General features: G+C 45.6%; 14 protein-coding genes. 8 read left to right on the forward strand and 6 right to left on the reverse strand.

All coding sequences use genetic code 11. The features are described 5' to 3' along the window. Positions 1–47: 47 nt before the first annotated feature. Both QE357_RS03280 and QE357_RS03285 read left to right on the forward strand, forming a co-directional pair. Positions 48–2,417 carry a prolyl oligopeptidase family serine peptidase gene (locus tag QE357_RS03280; RefSeq protein ID WP_409050226.1) on the forward strand — a complete coding sequence of 790 codons (2,370 nt, stop codon included), beginning with the start codon at positions 48–50 and terminating at the stop codon, positions 2,415–2,417. 432 nt (positions 2,418–2,849) lie between these two features. Next, entirely contained in the window at positions 2,850–3,929 is a 1,080-nt protein-coding gene (locus QE357_RS03285; RefSeq protein ID WP_106636778.1) for a hypothetical protein, read from the forward strand. A gap of 83 nt (positions 3,930–4,012) precedes the next feature. On the opposite strand, the gene QE357_RS03290 is transcribed toward QE357_RS03285, so the two are convergent. Continuing rightward, complete coding sequence (locus QE357_RS03290) at positions 4,013–5,848, reverse strand: ABC transporter ATP-binding protein (protein WP_106636779.1); 1,836 nt, start codon at positions 5,846–5,848, stop codon at positions 4,013–4,015. 651 nt (positions 5,849–6,499) lie between these two features. Between QE357_RS03290 and QE357_RS03295 the strand changes: the two genes are divergently transcribed. From QE357_RS03295 to QE357_RS03310, 4 genes are all read left to right on the forward strand, one after another. Next, on the forward strand, positions 6,500–7,567 hold the full coding sequence (locus tag QE357_RS03295; protein ID WP_106636780.1) for a glycosyltransferase family 1 protein: 1,068 nt from the start codon (positions 6,500–6,502) through the stop codon (positions 7,565–7,567). 414 nt (positions 7,568–7,981) lie between these two features. Beyond that, positions 7,982–10,414 (forward strand): penicillin acylase family protein, encoded by a 2,433-nt coding sequence (locus QE357_RS03300; RefSeq protein ID WP_309705792.1) that lies wholly within the window; start codon positions 7,982–7,984, stop codon positions 10,412–10,414. Positions 10,415–10,575: 161 nt separating this feature from the next. After that, complete coding sequence (locus QE357_RS03305) at positions 10,576–10,950, forward strand: hypothetical protein (protein ID WP_106636782.1); 375 nt, start codon at positions 10,576–10,578, stop codon at positions 10,948–10,950. 103 nt (positions 10,951–11,053) lie between these two features. Continuing rightward, positions 11,054–11,668, forward strand: coding sequence for an OmpH family outer membrane protein (locus QE357_RS03310; RefSeq protein WP_106636783.1), 615 nt, complete (start codon positions 11,054–11,056; stop codon positions 11,666–11,668). Between the two features lie 60 nt (positions 11,669–11,728). On the opposite strand, the gene QE357_RS03315 is transcribed toward QE357_RS03310, so the two are convergent. Both QE357_RS03315 and QE357_RS03320 read right to left on the reverse strand, forming a co-directional pair. Next, on the reverse strand, positions 11,729–12,766 hold the full coding sequence (locus tag QE357_RS03315) for a cytochrome c peroxidase (protein ID WP_309705794.1): 1,038 nt from the start codon (positions 12,764–12,766) through the stop codon (positions 11,729–11,731). 74 nt (positions 12,767–12,840) lie between these two features. After that, positions 12,841–13,314, reverse strand: coding sequence for a molybdopterin-dependent oxidoreductase (locus QE357_RS03320; RefSeq protein WP_309705797.1), 474 nt, complete (start codon positions 13,312–13,314; stop codon positions 12,841–12,843). A 392-nt stretch (positions 13,315–13,706) separates the two neighbouring features. Here QE357_RS03320 and QE357_RS03325 point away from each other — a divergent pair, with 392 nt between their 5' ends. Together QE357_RS03325 and QE357_RS03330 are read left to right on the forward strand one after the other, a co-directional pair. After that, positions 13,707–14,948, forward strand: a complete 1,242-nt coding sequence (locus QE357_RS03325) for an MFS transporter (RefSeq protein ID WP_106636786.1) — start codon at positions 13,707–13,709, stop codon at positions 14,946–14,948. A 239-nt stretch (positions 14,949–15,187) separates the two neighbouring features. After that, positions 15,188–15,958, forward strand: coding sequence for a hypothetical protein (locus tag QE357_RS03330; protein ID WP_309705800.1), 771 nt, complete (start codon positions 15,188–15,190; stop codon positions 15,956–15,958). Between the two features lie 408 nt (positions 15,959–16,366). Here QE357_RS03330 and QE357_RS03335 read toward each other — a convergent pair whose 3' ends face one another. From QE357_RS03335 to QE357_RS03345, 3 genes are all read right to left on the reverse strand, one after another. Beyond that, positions 16,367–17,071 (reverse strand): hypothetical protein, encoded by a 705-nt coding sequence (locus tag QE357_RS03335; protein WP_309705802.1) that lies wholly within the window; start codon positions 17,069–17,071, stop codon positions 16,367–16,369. A 142-nt stretch (positions 17,072–17,213) separates the two neighbouring features. Further along, a complete protein-coding gene (locus tag QE357_RS03340; protein ID WP_309705804.1) occupies positions 17,214–18,059 on the reverse strand; it encodes a LytTR family DNA-binding domain-containing protein in 846 nt (281 codons plus the stop codon). 42 nt (positions 18,060–18,101) lie between these two features. Then, the gene (locus QE357_RS03345) at positions 18,102–18,716 is read right to left on the reverse strand and encodes a rhomboid family intramembrane serine protease (RefSeq protein WP_309705806.1); all 615 of its coding nucleotides are present in this window, start codon (positions 18,714–18,716) and stop codon (positions 18,102–18,104) included. Between the last annotated feature and the right edge of the window lie 146 nt (positions 18,717–18,862).

Here is an 18,862-nt window from a genome sequence, read left to right on the forward strand (position 1 = left end):
ATCTGCTATTTTTAAGCGATTTGTACGGTACTCCCATCAACAAAATTATGTCTATTCTGTCTTTTCGGCGGGCTTTGGCAGTGGGTCTTCTGCTAAGCTTGCCCGTGGCCTCTTCCTTTGCCCAGAAACTAGGTCCTTTGACGGTCGAAAAAATCATGCGTGATCCCAAGTGGATGGGCGTTGCTCCCAGCGATCCGTTTTGGGCTGAAGATGGTTCTAAAGTCTATTTTTCCTGGAATCCCGAAAAAGCAATCGGCGATTCTTTATACGCGTACGAGTTAAATACGAAAAAAATCACTAAAGTGAGCCCGCAGGATCGGCTGCGGATGCCGAGCCAGTCGGGGCTGTATAACCGGACGAAAACGGTTAAGGTTTACGAAAAAAACGGTGATCTGTTCTACCTTGACCTGGCTACGAAACAGATTCGTCAGTTAACAAATACCGTTGAATCGGAGAGTAACCCCAGCTTTAGCAGTGACGAGCGGCAGGTAATCTTCCGTCGCGGCATGAACCTGTTTACGATGAACCTGGCTTCGGGCGAAGTAACGCAGGTAACGAACTTTTTACCCGGTAGTAAAAAGGCGGAGGCTAAAGTCAGTGAAGAAGAAAGATGGCTGAAAAACGATCAGCTAGCCATGTTTGAAGTCCTGAAAGAACGAGCTGATAAAAAGAAAGCAGCCGAGAAAATCACGAAAGCCAATCAAGCTAAACGTCCGAAGGAATTTTACCTGGAAGAGCGAAACCTGATGGCTCCAACCTACGCCCCGAACGGTAAATTTGTCACATTTCAGTTGATGAAATCGGCGACTGGCGTGAAGAATACCATCGTCCCTAATTACGTCACTGAATCAGGTTTTACGGAAGACATTTCGGGTCGTTCGAAAGTAGGGGCACCCATGGCGGCTCATCAGCTTTTCATTTATGACATTGAAAAAGATACCATTCGGGAAGTAAGCACGAAAGAATTAACGGGTATCAGCGAACAACCAGCTTACCTGGCGGAATACGCCAAGAAAAAAGCGGATACCACTGCTAAAAGCACGAAGCCCAAAGTCCGAACGGTGCAGTTTTACGGAACAAGCTGGTCGGAAGAGGGCGATTATGGTGTGGTCATTGTTCGTTCGCAGGATAACAAAGATCGCTGGATCGCTCAGATTGACCCGGCCAAAGCTCAACTGAAAGTGCTGGATCGTCTGCGGGACGAAGCCTGGGTTGGTGGTCCTGGTTCCTATTCCTTAACCTGGCTGGATAAAGAAACCTTGCTGTATCAGTCTGAAGCGACGGGTTACTCGCACCTGTACAGTGTAAACCTTCGCACGAACGAGAAAAAGCAGTTAACCAGCGGAAAATTCGAAGTGCAGCAAACGTATCTTTCCAAAGATAAAAAGACCATTTATTTTCAGTCGAATGAGGTGCATCCCGGCGAACAGCACTGGTATAAAATGGCAACCACGGGTGGCGAACGGACGAAACTAACCTCGATGGTAGGAGCAAATGACGTGACTTTATCGCCCGATGAATCGAAGTTATTGATCCGTTATTCCAGCACGACGCAACCTTGGGAATTATACCTTCAGGACAATCAGGCCGCCGCAAAAGCGGAGAAGATTACCCATTCGCTTACTGAAGAATTCAAATCTTACGACTGGAAAGCCCCCCAGATCATTACCATCAAAGCCAGCGACGGGCAGGATATATATGCTCGATTATACGTTCCTAAAAAGAAAAATGGAGCAGCCGTGGTTTTCGTACACGGAGCGGGTTACCTGCAAAACGCCCACAAATGGTGGAGTAGTTACTTCCGGGAATACATGTTCCATAACCTTCTGCTGGAACAAGGGTATACTGTTCTGGATATGGATTATCGTGGATCAGCGGGTTATGGCCGCGACTGGCGGACGGGTATTTATCGCTTCATGGGCGGGAAAGACCTTGACGATCACATAGATGGGGCAAAGTACCTGACGCAGAAAGTGGGTATTAACCCGAAACGTATGGGCATCTACGGTGGCAGTTACGGCGGCTTTATGACGCTCATGGCTCTCTTTACCAAGCCCGGTACTTTTCACGCCGGAGCAGCTCTGCGGCCCGTAACGGACTGGGCAGCATATAACCACGGGTATACGGCAAACATCCTGAACGAACCTCAGAATGACTCACTGGCGTATCGTCGGAGTTCTCCGATTTATCATGCGGCGGGACTGAAAGATAACCTGTTGATTTGCCACGGCATGGTTGATGTAAACGTACATTTTCAGGATGCCGTACGCCTTTCGCAACGGTTAATCGAGCTTCGTAAGGAAAATTGGGAACTGGCGGCTTATCCAATGGAAGATCACGGTTTTGTAGAACCCACAAGCTGGATGGACGAATACAAGCGGATTCTGAAGCTATTTCAGGAAAAACTTAAAAAATAGAACGAGAGATGTTCAGCAGTGAACGGGAGTTTCGGTGACGAAGCTCCCGTTTTTTATGGATTGAGTGTCAGGCAAGAATGAATCCTGCTTTCGTTCTAAGGGGCTAGTAAAAGCTAGCTAATTTTCAAACGTATCCAGATGGTTCATGCGTTAGAAAATTGTCATATGTTTGTTTGTTAATTTATTGACAGTCAATTAAATTGTTGCCTCATTCATTCACCCTCTATACCATGACCAAAACTTTACTTGTAGCACTTCCTTTGCGGAAAATTAATTCACTGGAATGCCGCCATGGCTCGCTATTTTCCACCTCAACCCCTGCGGGATACCTTGGAAACTCACCTAGAGCGTAATTTCTGGCCTGATGTAAGAGGATTCAATCCTGAGAATACCCGAAAACGTTGGTAGGATTAGTTGAAAATTAGCGGATCCATGAATGTATTAATCATAGAACTGGGGGGATCGCATGCCGAATGCATTTACTCAACGGTTCACTTCCTGACGCACAACCATAGTGAAGTACACGTCGCTTGTAATGAATCATTGGTGCGTTTGCTACCTGAGAGTCTGCAACTGAGCGGAATCCTGGATTTACCCGATCATCTGAATTTTTTCCGGCAAATACAGTCCTTTATCAAGATCAGAAAATACATTGCTGATCATCAAATAGATACCATCATTATCAATACCACCGAAATAAAAGTGGTACGAAATCTGAGTTTGGTATTACCTCGAAAGAATACAATCGGGTTGGTCCATAATGCCAGGAAACTTAAAAATAGCTCAACGTTCTCGAAGGTATTGTATCGTAAAATCAAGAAATACCTGGTCTTAAGTGATTACCTGCTAACTGAGATTGATCCCTTGCCTAAGTATCATGTTTCTTCGTTTTATCCCATCTATTTTCCAAAAGTAGAGGTGTTAGCTCCGATGAAACCAGCGAACGAGTACTGGATTACGATTCCCGGAACGGTTGCGGTGGAACGGAGGGATTATCTCTCGCTGGTGAATTACATCTCAAAACATAAATTTCCCGAAAACATTAAATTCATTTTTCTCGGTAAATTCAAAGAACGGGAAGATTTGGTAACGGCTTTAGCGGATTCGGGTTTGTGGCATTCACAAATTAAAACCTTTGATTATCAGCTGGAATACAATGAGTTCCACTCGTACATTCAGCAATCCGATTTGATGTTGCCACTGATTAATAGCGAAGCCAATGGTTTTTATGGCAATACCCGGATTTCCGGCACTTTTAATTTAGGGCTGGGATATAAAAAACCGTTTTTACTGAATCGAAAATACGCGTCCAACAAGGATTTATCCTGCTTTAGCCATTACTACGATAGCATGGAAGAACTGGCGGAAATCATTCTCCATCTGTATTACCAGAACTTTAAAGATCCCGTTATTCAGGACGCTTACCAGGAAAGTATATTCAATGATATGGAGCGAATGTCCATCCGCTTTTACGATTTCGTCAAAACCGATCAGGATGCCGTCTTAGTTTAGATACGTAGAAAACGGAAAGAGCCTCGCCGATTTGATCGGCGAGGCTCTTTCCGTTTATGAATAGTTTATGAATAGTCGGGAATTTACACGTGCTGTAACATTGTCAAGCGGCGGTAAAGGCCTTCTTCCACCTCCACTAATTCGTCGTGGCTACCGCGTTCAATAATCTGACCGTTTTGCAGAATAATGATTTCATCGGCTTCCTTGATGGTGCTCAATCGGTGAGCAATAACGATGGTCGTTTTATCCTGCATCAGATTATCCAACGCTTCCTGAACTGACTTTTCGGATTCGGTATCCAGAGCCGAGGTAGCTTCATCCAGAATCAAAATGGAAGAATTCTTGAAAACCGCCCGGGCAATACTTAAACGCTGACGTTGGCCACCTGACAAACGAATGCCCCGATCTCCGATATTGGTTTCGTACCCATTCTCGGTATGCATAATAAATTCGTGAGCGTTGGCCACTTTTGCCGCGTGCATGACTTCTTCCAGCGTAGCATCGGGCCGACCAAGAGCGATGTTATTAAAAATGGAATCGTTAAAAAGGATAATCTCCTGTGAAACGAAACTCATGTGACTGCGTAAGGATTCTGATTTGTAATCCCGAACGTCAACGCCGTCAATCAGAACCTGACCGTCGGTTACGTCGTAAAAACGCGGAATTAAATCGGCAATGGTAGACTTACCCACGCCGGAAGGTCCTACAAAAGCAATTTTCTTTCCTTTCTCAACCGAAAATGACAGGTTCTGAAGCACCGGTTTTTCGCCGTACTGGAAGGAAACATTTTTAAACTCTATCGACTCACGGAACGTAGGCATATCAATTGCTCCAGGACGATCCTCTACCTCGATGGGTTTATCCAAAATTTCCACAATCCGTTCGCCAGCGGCCCGGCCTTGCTGAATATTGGTCAGGGCCAATACAATTGCTTTCGCCGGACGTAACACCTGTGAGAAAATGGCAATGAAGGCAATGAATGAACTCGCCTGCAAACCACCTTCCTGACTTAATACCAGACTACCACCGTATACCAGAATACAGGCCACTACAAACACACCCGAAGCTTCGGAGAAAGCCGGAGCCAGCTCGCGTCTTCTGAAACCCTGAATGCTAGCCTGACGGTAAAAGTCGTTTTCCTGACTGAAACGTTTGATAATGAATGGAGTAGCGTTAAACGAACGAATGATTCGCATGCCCATCAGGGTTTCGTCCATCATCGTTAATAAACGACCCATTGAGGCCTGTACGTTCTGAGCTTCCCGCTTCAATCGTTTGTTCACGGCGGCAATACCTATTGCTGAAACCGGGATAATGACCAGTGTAAACAAGGTAAGCTTGGCGGAAATGGCGAAGAGGGCAATGAAGTAACCAATCAGGGTATAAGGCTCTTTGAAAACTACCTCCAGCGAGCTGGAAGCCACGCTTTCGATGGCGTAAACATCACCGTTTAATCGGGAAAGTAAATCACCTTTATGTTCCTTCGTGAAGTAACCCAGATGCAGATGGTTAATCTTTTCAAATAAGGCTTCTCGCAGGCGTTTTACCAGCATGGTTCGGGCGTTGAGCAGGCATTGCTGAGCCAGGTACCGGAAAAGGTTTGCCAGCAAAACCGAGGCTACGATGGTTCCGGCCAAGAAATACAGAGCATACATGGGGTTACCTACCTTGAAGCGGTAAACCACATAATAGAAATAATCTTTAAAATACGTTGGATTAAAAGAAAACTCGGGCTGAGCCGCGTATTTCTGAGCCTCGTCCGCAATGTGCGAGGAGTCAAAAAGGAAATTCAGCAGGGGAATGATCAGAGCAAATTGAAAGATGCTGAAGAAAACCCCGGCGAGTGTGAAGAGAAAAAAGGGTATTACAAACTTCCGAAACGGCTTTATATACCCCAAAAGTCGACTGTAAATTTCCATTTACTTGGTGTTACGTGAAATTGGGAGGTGAAGAACCGCTATCTCAGGGATCAAACGCAACGAATGCATACAGTTCTTCGGAGATTAAAACGAATCTTACTGAGTATTAATGTATTTTAGGAGAGGTTGAAAGACAAAAATACGGCCTTCGCGTGAAGCGATGTATGGCTTCTGTCATTTTTCGATCCATACGTACGGAGGAAATCGGTCATTTATTTAAAGATAACAAAGATTTTTTAGCGATAAGAGATTGATTTACTGATAAATAGATTAGATCAAAGTTTTTTATTCCTGGGGAGTATAAGGGACACCAAAACCCTCGAAAAGTTTATGAAACATTTAAATAGTTTTCAAAGTATTAGTTTCGTGCGTTAAAAAGCGATGGAAACCGGAAATGATTTCTGGAAGCAAAGAGCAGACAGGTAAGTGTTAGTTAACCCAAAGAAGGATTTGTACGAGTCAATCTAACTTTCTGGCAGATTGGTGTCATAGGAAAGAATACACTTTGTATAAATCCCTAGAGTAACCTATCTGTAGAAGCCCACGGAAGGTGCTGAGTAGTTTCCTGGTTGAGAACAGACGTTCAGAAGCAGGGAAACGAGCCGGTGCCGATTCATTGGAGGGCCATCCCTTTATAAATCAAAGACATTTATGTCCTCGATAATTCTTGATTGTGGTTTAATGAAATTTCCGAACTCAGGCTTGTATCACTACTGTCTGAATATGAGTCTGGAGGTAAATAAGTTATTGGAAAAACGGCAGCAGCCGCCTTTGCGAATGTATTTACCTCCCCGAAAGTATCTACAAAAGGCCCCGGAGAATCATCATATCATTGAGAAAAAATGGCATAAGCTCTGGAAACCTTTTCTGGTGGGTTGCCGGGTATGGCATGCTCCCTTTCAGTCAGGACGAATTATTCCCCGAAAAGATCGCAGCAGTAGTACCAACGTGCTGTTAACGGTTCATGATCTCAACGTCTTACACGAAGGCAAACCCCGCGAAGAACAACTGAGAAGTCTGGCCCATACGCAAACACTCATTGATCGAAGTGACGCCATCGTTTGTATCTCGGAATTTACCAGAAATGATTTACTGCAACATTGTGAAGTCGGCAACAAGCCTGTGTACGTCATTCATAATGGCTTGCATCAGGTAGCAACGCCCGGTTTGAATCACAAGTCCTATCGACCCAGCCGACCGTTTCTTTTTGGACTGGGGTATCTGAATGCCAAGAAAAATTACCACGTTTTAATTCCTCTGCTCCAGCATAATCCAGAGTTAGAGATGATCATTGCGGGGCATTTTGACGAACCCGATTACGTAGCCCAAATGAAAGCCCTGGCCGAGCAATTAGGCGTTCGGGATCGTTTGCATCTGCCGGGCCCGGTGTTGGAAGAGGAAAAGAGCTGGTATCTGAAAAATTGTCTGGCTTTTTTGCATCCTTCGCTGGCGGAAGGTTTCGGTTTACCCGTAGTGGAAGCCATGTCATTTGGAAAACCCGTTTTTCTGTCGGACCGAACTTCATTACCGGAAGTGGGAGGGGACGTTGCCTTTTATTTCAGTAGTTTTGAAGCAGAAGCCATGCAGCAAGTATTTCAGGCAGGAATGAATCAGTATACGACCCAGGCTCTGGAACAACAGATTCGGCAACGGGCGAATTTTTTCAGCCTGGAAAAAAGTGCGGAGAAGTATCTGGAAGTGTATGAATCGCTGTTTTAATCGGGTAGGTGGTAAGTACATTTCATTAATCTTCGTAAAAGGGTTACGGTACAAAGGATGACCAGTTGATGGATTCATCCTGTCTAGTAAATAGACCTGAAGTGTTTTGGTTGAAATAGATTACTGATCTGGTAACTAGTGGATTAGAGGCGTGTGGTAGATTTTTTGATCGTAATTCAACAAATGAATACGTCTCGTTTCTGCTGAAAAATGCACTTTCTAAATCGGTTTTTCCGAAATAACTATTTAAAAAATCCTTCTCTGTTGACTTCGCCAGGGGCTGAAGTGCTTAAATAATTATCTATTTTTAAATTTCATACCTTACCTTAAGCCTGATGAAAGGCTCAGTAGGTGCTGTTTTTCTGACGGGAAAAGCAGAAAAAAGGTCTGTTTTATTTAAAGAAGTATAATCACATGAAAAAAGCGGTTCTTAGTGTTGCCCTCACCGCCGGATTACTGTGGGCCCTGGGTACTTCCTTTCGTCCTATACCTGCTTTGGGAGCTTTTTTAAGCCCTTTTTCGGGCTTTTGGAGTAACGAACGCCGAATTCAGCTACTGGATTCGGAAGTGCACTTGCCGGGTGTACAGGGAGATGTGTTTGTTCGGTATGATGACAATCGGGTACCCCATATTTTTGCCACCAATGACCATGACCTCTACTATGCTCAGGGCTACGTAACGGCCCGGGATCGTCTTTTCCAGATGGATCTGACCATTCGTTCCGCTTCCGGGCGATTGAGTGAGATTGTAGGCGAACAGGCCCTGCCGCTGGATTTATACAAACGTCGGACGGGCTCAATGAAGGCTGCTGAAGACTCGTGGCGATTTGTCCAGCAGGACGAAAAAATTCGTTCGGTGATGGAAGCGTACAGCGATGGCATCAATGCCTATCTCAAAAACTTACGTCCGGCAGATTACCCTGTAGAGTATAAAATGCTGGGTTTCGAGCCCGAAGCCTGGACTCCCGAGAAGTCCATGTTATTAATGGTGGAAATGACGCATACGCTGGCCAGCCCAAAAGATGGCGATGCGGCCATGACTAACCTGCTGCAAAAATTCGGGATAGAAGTTCTCAAGGATTTATACCCGGATTACGCCGATCGCGAAAGCCCGATTATTCCGAAAGGGACCAGATGGAATTTCCGTAGGAAAGCAATTCCTCGCCAGCCCAAAGGATATGATGAACTAACCGCAGCCGTAGCTGAACCCACTGACTGGCCGCAACGGGTAGAAGGCATTGGCTCGAATAACTGGGCCATTTCCGGGAAGAAGTCAGCTACGGGTTTACCCATTCTGGCGGGGGACCCCCACCTGGGGCTTACCCTGCCTTCCATCTGGTATCAGGTTCAACTGGCTACACCCGAAAGCAATGCGTACGGTGTATCCTTACCCGGAGCTCCCTGCGTTATTATTGGGTTCAACCACGACGTCGCCTGGAGTGTGACAAACGTTGCAGCTGATGTTTCGGATTTATATGCCATCCGATTCAAGGATGCGTCCCGCCAGGAGTATTGGTATAATGAGTTATGGAATAAAACGACGTTTCGGGCAGAGGAGATCAAGATCAAAGGAAAGCCTAGCGTTATTGATACCGTTGCCTATACTCACCACGGACCCGTGGCCTTGCCCCGTTACCCCGAAGACAAAAAACCAAGTCTGGCTCTGAAATGGATTGCTCACGAACCGGGTAACCCCATCAAGACTTTTTACATGCTGAATCGTTCGCGGAATTACGATGATTACGTGCGGTCGCTGAGTCATTACGTCGGACCAGCTCAGAATTTCGTTTTTGCGAGTAATCAGGATGACATTGCTATTTGGGTAAATGGCAAATTTCCGCTGAAATGGGATGAACAGGGTAAATATCTATTGGATGGTACCAAGCCCGAATACGACTGGCAGGGCTGGATTCCGCACGAGCAGAATCCGCACGTGAAAAACCCCAGTCGGGGTTTTGTGAGTTCGGCCAATCAGTCACCGACGGATCAGTCGTATCCCTATTACCTGCACTGGCGGTTTGCCCCAGCTAACCGGGCCATTCGTATTAATGAACGACTCGAAGCTATGGAACGGGCTACACCTGATAGCATGCGGGCTTTACAGAATGATACTTACAACGTGCTGGCCCGTGACCTGTTACCCACGCTGTTGGAAGATATTGACTTCGGAGACCTAAATGCCAATCAATACTCGGCTTATACGGCCTTAAAGCAGTGGGATTACGAGTATACGCTGGCATCGGTTGAGGCTACAATTTTTGAAAAATGGATTGATAACCTTCCCTTTTTTGTCTGGGATGAATTCAAATCTGATCCTAAAAAACCGATTCAATTACCGCAGGATGACCAGTTATGGCATTTGATTCTAAAGAAACCCGAATCAAAGTGGTTTGACCTGAAGGCCACCCCCGAAGTGAAAGAAACCAAAAGCGATATTGTTCGGCTTAGCTTCCGAGCTACCATCGATTCGCTTCATCGGCAATACGGCACGTATTCTTCCAAAAACTGGGCCTGGGGTAATGTCAAAGGATCGACCATTGCCCATTTGATCCCCCCTTTAAAAGCTTTCGGCCGAACAGGCGTAAAGGCAGGGGGTGGGGCCGATGTACCCAATGCCTATCGCGGGAAGTGGGGACCGTCGTGGCGAATGGTGGTAGCCCTCGGCAAAGAGGGCCCAACGGCTTACGGGATTTATCCCGGTGGTCAGTCGGGTAACCCCGGTAGCCCGTATTATGACAACATGGTGAATGCCTGGTCGAGAGGTGAATTAAAGGAACTGGTATACCTGAAATCGCTGGAGGAGAATAATGGGAAGGTGCTGAGTACCCTGAAAATCACCAAAGAATAATGCTAAAACGTAGAGACGCGGATTCATCGCGTCTGAGTAAGAGGCGGTTTTTCTATCTTTGAATTACCCCCATTTCTGACTAGACGCGATGAATTCGCGTCTTTACCTTTCGCGAACCTTTACCTGAAACGAGTACAAGCCTAATTCCTGCGGAAAGCCTTATGCAGTTTATATTAATGATTTTGTTATCTGCCATGGTGCAGTATTTTCTGCCCTGGTGGTCGGTAATGATTATTCCATTTGCCATTTCGGCCTGGAAGGGTGAAAGTGGTGGTGGAGCCTTCTGGAACGGATTTCTGTCTACGGCCTTGCTCTGGTTTTGCATGGCCTATTACGAACACCTTCGATCCGGGGGGATATTAACGGCCCGCATGAGCGAAACCTTTCAGAACATTGGGACGATTGGTCTCTTAACCCTAACAACCTGGAGCGGAGCTTTGCTGGCGGGATTTGCTTCCATGAGTGGCTATTATTGCCGTCAGGCGATTTTACCCAAAGTGAAAACTGACAGCGAAAAAGCGAAAGATTATTGGTGAAAGTTCGTAAAATCCTGAAATACTGTATGAAACCGGCCTTGTCTCTTCAAGGCAAATGGCTATTTTTGCCGACCTAATCGTATAACAAACCCTTTTTATCTCAGTGAAAAACCTTTCATTAGCCCTTAATGCCGTGTTGGTCGTGGCGGTGGCTGTTCTGTATTACCTGCATTTCAAAGGAGAAAGCACTTCTTCGACGAGCTCTTCTATGGGGACAGTGGCGGGCAAACCTATTGTATACGTAAATGCGGATTCTTTACTTAGCAACTACGATTTCTTCAAGGATACCCAGAAAGCTTTCGAGCAAAAAGGTACGCAGCTTGATATTGAACTAAACCAGAAAGGTGGAGCCATTCAGCGTGAAATCCAGATTTTCCAACAACGGGCTGGTGGTATGCTAGCGGCCGAAGCTCAGGCGAAACAACTGGAATTACAGAAAAGAGCGTCTGATTTCGAAAACTACCGTCAGAAAGCAGCTAATGATCTGGCAGTAGAGCGTTCAACGCAAACGGAAAAGCTGTACGATAACATTTTCGAATACATCAAGAAATACAACAGCGAAAACAAATATGAGTACGTTTTAGGCTTCCAGAAAGGAGGCGGTATTCTGTTCGCTGATTCTAAATTAGACGTCACCCAGAAGATCATCGACGGTCTGAACAAAGAATACAAAGCTTCTCAGCCTAAAACGGAAGAGAAGAAAGAAGAGAAAAAATAAGGAATTGATTTCTTCTGAGAAGGCCTCGCTGTTGATACAGCGGGGCTTTTTTTTAGGGTTCTAAAAAGGGTTACTAAAAGCCGGGTTTCGAATAAATTCCCGATCCGTAAGAGTGTGAAGAAAAGCAATGAGGTCTTTCTTTTCGCTGGATGTTAAGGAAATCATCCCGCGTAAATCAGCACTTAGCGTACGACTTTGGGCGATGTGATCGCTGTAATGATTAACGACTTCTTCTAGCGTTTTAAACCGACCGTCGTGCATGTAAGGGGCAGTTAGAGCAATGTTCCGAAGCGTAGGCACGCGAAACCGGGCAAAGTCTTCTTCAAAACCAGTTACTTCCTGCCGGCCAGGATCAAGTGGGGAGGCGTCGAGGCCGTTGTTATGAAAACGATTCTGGAAAAACTGGGCTCCGCCGTGACAATGAGCACAGTTGGCTCCGCGGATGCCTCGATCTGGGTTACTGCCCCGCATAAACAAATCCAGACCACGTTTTTCGGCTGGTGTCAGGGTATATTTTCCGCGTAGGTATTGATCGTATGGTGAATTTGCCGAGATTAAGGTTCGCTCAAACTGAGCCAGAGCCTTAGCCATGAGTTTCGGCGTAATCTGATTGGTGCCGAATGCTTTTTGAAAACGTTTCGGATAAAATTTCGTTTGCTGAAGTTTCTGAGCAGATTTCTCGGGGGCCAAACCCATTTCGTCGGGATGATCCATCGGAATCAACGCCTGAGCTTCGAGGGTTTTTGAATGCCCGTCCCAGAAAAAATCCCGTACCCAGAGCAAGTTCGCCAGCGACATGGAATTTCGGAACGTAGGCCGCCCGCTTACGCCGATGCTGAGGTTAAATCCATCCGTAAAAGCCAGAGCCTGCTGGTGGCAACTGCTGCACGAAATCGTATTATTTTTAGAAAGTAACGAATCGTAGAATAGAAAACGTCCCAACGCTACGCCCTCAACAGTTAAGGGGTTATCTTCCGGGATAGTATACCGATGGCCAAACGAAGGAGGAATCTGGAGTTCATACGGCGGGTTAGTTGTGAAGGCGAAAGCTATCCCCATAAGTAATAAACTTAGCAAAAGGGGCAGCGAACGAGTCATGATGAGTATGGATAATGATTTCGGGAAGATGTACTAAAGATACGAAGCTTCCTGAAATGGCAAGGGAACAACAGCTACTTAGCGAAGCGGATTTCAATTTCTCGAACTTCCCGAATCCAGCGGGCGGGTTTCTTTTCTTCTGGAACTACAATGCGGTACGGACCCGTACCAGCAGGTAGGGCCGCTCCATCCATTGATTCCGCCAGAATAATCGTTCGGTTTGAAAACTCAGGGTCTAGCTCGGGTAATGCGAATAGTACCTCATACCCATCGGCTGCCCGAATAAGAGTGTACTTAACCAGGTTTTCACCGCGTAACTGCCCGCCGACGGTAACCCCCGCTTTCCTGAGTAACTCAATCACCGGAATGCCAGAATAACGGTGCTCTTTTCCATCACGGTCGGCTGCTTTTATTTCGACGTGCGGCAGGACTTTCAAATCAGTAGCCTGAAGATGAAGTGGTTGGGCAACTTCACCACTAACTTTCAAAACCGTCTGAGCCAAAGCAGAGGAGAAAATCAGCCAGAATAAAACTACATAATTAACCATCGGTAGCCAGAATTAGATTAAACCAGAGAGATATTTCCGCCATGGCTGGTGTCTTCACCAGCCATTAATTAAGGCAATAAGTGGTTGGTGGGGACACTAACCAAGGCGGGAGAACAACATATTTAACCATTAATGGACAGAATTAGGAGTAGTCAAAAATGTATTTAAGTCCGTTATATTTCCCCACCATGACTCGCGATAAGTAGTTGGTGCGGACACCAACCATAGCGGAAAGCATTAAAACCTTTCGTTATGTTTTTGTAAATATAACGAAAGGTTTTAATGCTTTGTTTAAAGTTTTCTTCGGTAGTAACCTCCGGCTGGAACCATCTGAATTTCCTGCTGTTTAACTTTTCACGAGCGTTCTTTTGCATGTATTCCCGCCCGCTGGTATGGAGCAAACATCTACCCTAACCCAAACGTATACTTCTCGTTATTATCCTTGGCTCATTGCGGGTTCTGGATTGCTGATTTTAGTAACCATCAACGGATTGACCACTTCGTCGCTTTCTGTTTTTGACGAAGTCCTTCAAAAAGAATTTGGCCTGAGCCGCAGTTTGCTCAAGTCCAGAGAAACGGTTACTTACGCCATCTCGGCTACTTTTATCCTGTTTTCAGGTATACTGATTGATCGAATTGGCGTGAAGAGGTTACTAGTCGCCGGGTTAACGTTTATGACACTGGCTCTAGCGGGGTATGGGTACGCTCAGTCGCTGGCGTTTCTGTACTTTATCCACGTATTACTAGGGCTGGCTTACGTTTGTGCGGGCTCGGTAGCGGTGGTGATTCTGGTATCAGCCTGGTTTCAGGAAAAAAGGGGTTTAGCTCTGGGGATTACCCTGGCTGGCACCAGTCTGGGCAGTGCCATTTTTCCCCCCATACTTACCCAGTTGATCCAAACGCAGGGTTGGCGGCAGGCTTTTCACTGGCTGGCTTTTGTGCCTTTTGTCCTTTTGATATACACGGCCTTTCTGGTGCAGAGCACGCCCGAAAAAGCTGGATTAGAACCGTATGGAAGAAAATTTCCCGAAAAGACTTTGGTAAAACAGGGAAAGACTTACGCCGAAGCTCTAAGAATGCCGCTGTTTTGGCTCATTTCCCTATGTGGCTTTTTGACCTTTCTAGGCATCGTCGGCATCGTGTCCAATCTTTTTCTTCACTTGAGGAACATGGGTTATGGCTCACCCGAAGCCGCCTGGACTTTGTCTTTTTACTTTGCCTTAGCCCTGATTGGTAAGTTTATCGTTTCGTTCCTTTCCGATTATGTTTCGGTATATCCGCTCTTCACCACCTGTCTCGTTGGCTTGATGCTGGGAGCGTTGGGGTTAGCGAGTTTTTCCAGGGATTTAATTATTCCTTCCGTGGCCGTAGCAGCCTTAAGCTGGGGTGGTGTTTTTACGATGTATAATGTGTTGATCGTACGCAGTTTTGGTCTGAAAGCGGCTGGGAAAATCAATGGAACCATAAGTTTGTTTGAAAATTTTGGTTCACTTACGGGGCCCTGGGTAATGGGCTGGCTGTCCGAACAATATGGATCCTATCAGTACCCTCTTTTCCTGACTGCCGGTATTATTGGCTTCGCAGCGGTGGTTTCTATTTTCTTTTTTCGATTAACGCTTCATCCAAAGCATTGACCTTAAACTGTTTAGCAAAAAGGTTTAGTTCTGGGAAGGGCAATTTTTTTGTAGAGTTCATGCTTTGATGTACTTTCGCTTTACATTAAGAAAGCGACTAGTTTTCAGCCTTTTACAGCGACGAAAATCCTGATTACTTCGGTTAATCTCAGGGAAATTACGTTAAAACTGATCCAATAGACACTTATTCTTGATCCGAAGCGTTTAAATTCAGAACCAATTTGGAGAGAGTGAATTCGATGAGAGCCATTTTAATTGTATGGACAATCGTAGGGGTATTTCCGCAAGTATTCGGCCAATCCCCACAATTCGTCAGTCAAAACCATTCCCTAGCCAGAAACAATAGCAGTACAACGACTTCTGCAGCCGCTAAAGACAGCGATCTTGCTACGTTACACTGTATACCCTTATGGGGAGAAAAAAGTAAATCTGTTCAGCAGAAAAAAGAAGACGCAGCTTTCCTGAAAGCCTGTGATCAAAACTTTGAAACTAGAAGCGAAGCCAGTCGGTTTTTTGCTGAAAGAGGATGGGAGTATATCTCAGAAGGTGAGCTGGATACGGCTTGTTACCGCTTTAATCTGGCTCATTTGCTGGATGAAAAAAACAGTGATGCATACTGGGGCTTAGGCGTTGTTTGCCATCAGAAAGGCGACGGTTCGCAGGCCATTCGGATGTTGTCCAAAGGCGTGCTCTACGATTCTAGTAATTCAATATTACTTGACGATCTGGCGACGTTATACATTGGCCAGTTTCAGCAAACGAAGAACAGAGAAGATTTAAATCAGGCGTTTACGTTACTAAATCGTTCGGCTACTATTGATACGACCAATGGGACTACCTTCATGAAATTAGCCCTCGCGGAATATCTGCGAAATGATTTCGATAAATCCTGGGAATACCTGCATAAATGCCGTCAGATCGACGTACAGGTATTAGATTTCAACTTCATTGAACAGCTAGCCTCTCAAAAGGCCGATCCGCATGGTGTTTTCAATAAAGGGAAAGAATAATCGTAATTAAAGATTGAATACGAAGCCCTGATCAGCAATGATCAGGGCTTCGTCGTTTATTAGTTTTCCACATTACCATCGGTAAAAGATAGAAACGGTGGTGATTCTGCTGGCAGCACTATTGGCCAACCTTAGAACTAAACATATGCTGCCAGCGAAAAGGCTGGCAGCGGCAGAAGAATAAAGGGTGGGTTAATGACAAGTTATACTGTTCTAGTCGTTTAATGCTAGTTTGAGTGGCTGCCAGTGGTAAAACTGTCCGGGCTACGTTGGCAGTGATAGAAGATTAAACGGTGGTCATTATCGCTGCCAGCTTTTCGCTGGCAGCATGTCTCTAGTTGTAGGATAACCGAAGGTATTGATAGGAATAGGTCCAGCGGCAAACAATTAAACCGTGGTAAGAATAAGCTACGCCGCTACAGTTGTTGAAACGCCCATTTTCTTCTTGTAATGTTTCACTAACCAAGTGATGACAATCCCCACGGTTACGCCGGGTAAAATCCAGGTTATTAATGAAACGTAAGAAGGCGTTTGGGCAGGTAAGATCTTGGGAACTACCGTTACCAAAAAGGCTGTCAGCGTTGCTGCATAAGAAGCTAACATACGGGCCAGGTGTGTGAAAAACCAGTGCATTTTTTCATGCGGCACGCGACCCGAAAAACTTCGGTAATCGGCTAAACCACTTCCTAAGCACAAAGCAGTAAGTCCGATGAACAGAATTCCCAGAAAAGTGTCGCCCGAACTAAATCGCTGAATGGCCCAAGCCAGGGTAACTAATCCAAAAAAGCTAACGGCGTACATCGCGGCCCAGTCCAGCCGGGCGGGTTGGCTGCTTATCTTTTTACGTAATAAAATTCGTTTTCCGGTAAAGGTCTGGTAAAAACTACCAACCCCCACGGGCAGGAAAAACTGCATTTTCAGAGAGAAGGGATCCAGTGTAAAAAGGCCAATGGTGGTTGTGAAAACTCCGAACATGGCCCAGTAATAAATTCGTCCCCAGAAGTTATGGGAGTTACCACCTTTACGGGTGATCATAGGAATTACGCCAGTAAGCAAAGCCGTAAAACCACTGATGATGTGAATAACCAGAAAGAGGGTATGAAGCGTTTTCATTGCATTCGTTGTTTGAGAAAGGATGGAACAAACGTAATCGACAATGAAAAGGAGTGCAATTTAAAGGGCTGTCTGTCAGTGTGCTGGGACGTTTGACAAAGGATTGGGATAATCGGAAAGCAACGGGGATGTTTGACAAAGCTTATTTGAAATGTTCGACCAGCGTAGAATACTTGCGAGCCACCGAAATAGGTTTATCTCCGTGTTTCAAATGCAGCTTGTAGCCTTGGGCATTACCCGTAACGTGTTCCACTTGATGGAGGTTAACAATAAAGGAACGATGGCAACGGGTAATAAAGTCGTATGAAATCTGTGTCTCCAGTCGGCTTAAGCTGCTGCGGATTAACTCCCGGCGGAGCGTGTATCCTTCCCGGAAAACTACCTCTGAATAATTATCTGCTGACTCCATATAAAGCAGATCCGTAACGGGAAGTGTCAGGGTATCTTTTTCGTTCTCGGCAGTAAGCTGAAGCGTGTGAAAAGTGTCGGCGATGACTTCCTGAGTGCTGAGCGGTTCGGGTTGCGGTGGGTTACTGTACCGTTTGAGTTTTCTAACGTATTCGGTTAAAGTAAACGCCGTCGTTGGAAAGACACCGATCAGGAGCGTAAAGCCCATCATGGTAATCAGATGAGAAAATTGAAAAGAATCCTCAAAACGAAGGGCATAATAGAGATAATTCAGACTACCAATAGCCAGGAAATGGGCTAAGATCAGCAGGATGTTTCGCCCGACTGTCCAGTTTTCTTCGGAAAAAAATCTGGGAAACAGGCGAGGGTAAACGAAGTAATGAATCAGCAAAACGCCGCCCGTAATGACTCCATACACCCAGGGCATAATCCATTTGTCGGGCGAATGAATATTATAACTTCCGAAAGGCTGAAAAATCATCAGAAATAAGCCCACAAACAGGCCCGCTCCCGCACAGAGCAAAAACGTGGAGCGGGAGCGTTCGACGATCGGATGTGGTTGAGAGAACAGCCGAAACATGAATATCTATTGACAGAATAAGTAACTCAAAATGCTTTAAACTTATCCAGTAATCTGATTAATAAATAACTGAATAACGGGCGGATAAATAGCAATGGCGAAGACAATGCCGAACAACGCTCCCCATAAGTGAGCCGAGTGGTTAACGCGACCTAATCCACGCTGAGCTTCCCAATAGGTATAGGCCAGATACAGACCACCAAAAATCCAGCCGGGAATGTCAATCGGAATAAAAAAGAGACGCAGGGGGGTAGTAGGGGCAAACATAATGCCTGCAAAAATCACGGAAGAAACCCCACCCGAAGCTCCGAGGGAATTATAGCCCGGATCGTTCTTATGTTTCAGGAATGTAGGAATGTCCGAAATGATAATACCGCCGATGTACAACGCCACAAATAACCAACTGCCCACGGGGGAAACCTGCGAGAAGATATATTCCACCAGATTCCCGAAAGAATACAGCGAAATCATGTTGAAGGCCAGGTGGCCAATGTCGGCGTGAATGAAACCCGAGGTCAGAAAACGCCAGTATTCATTTTTACGATGTACCTGATAGGGATTCAGAATCCATTGACGCATGATGGAATCATTATTCCAGGCATATATACTTGCCCCAACGGCCAGTAGTACAAAAAGGGTGGTTAGCGTAATATCCATACAGTATAAACTTAAGATTTGCTGCGGGTTATGGGGCTCAAATGGGTTTTAAAATGCACTTAAACTCGGAGCGAGACGTACTTTCAGTCGAAAGATAACGGGAATTTGACGCGTAAAAATAGCTCTTTTCGTTGGGCGGTAGCGGT

The sequence above is a fragment of the Siphonobacter sp. SORGH_AS_0500 genome, from assembly GCF_031453245.1.
Taxonomy (GTDB): domain Bacteria; phylum Bacteroidota; class Bacteroidia; order Cytophagales; family Spirosomataceae; genus Siphonobacter.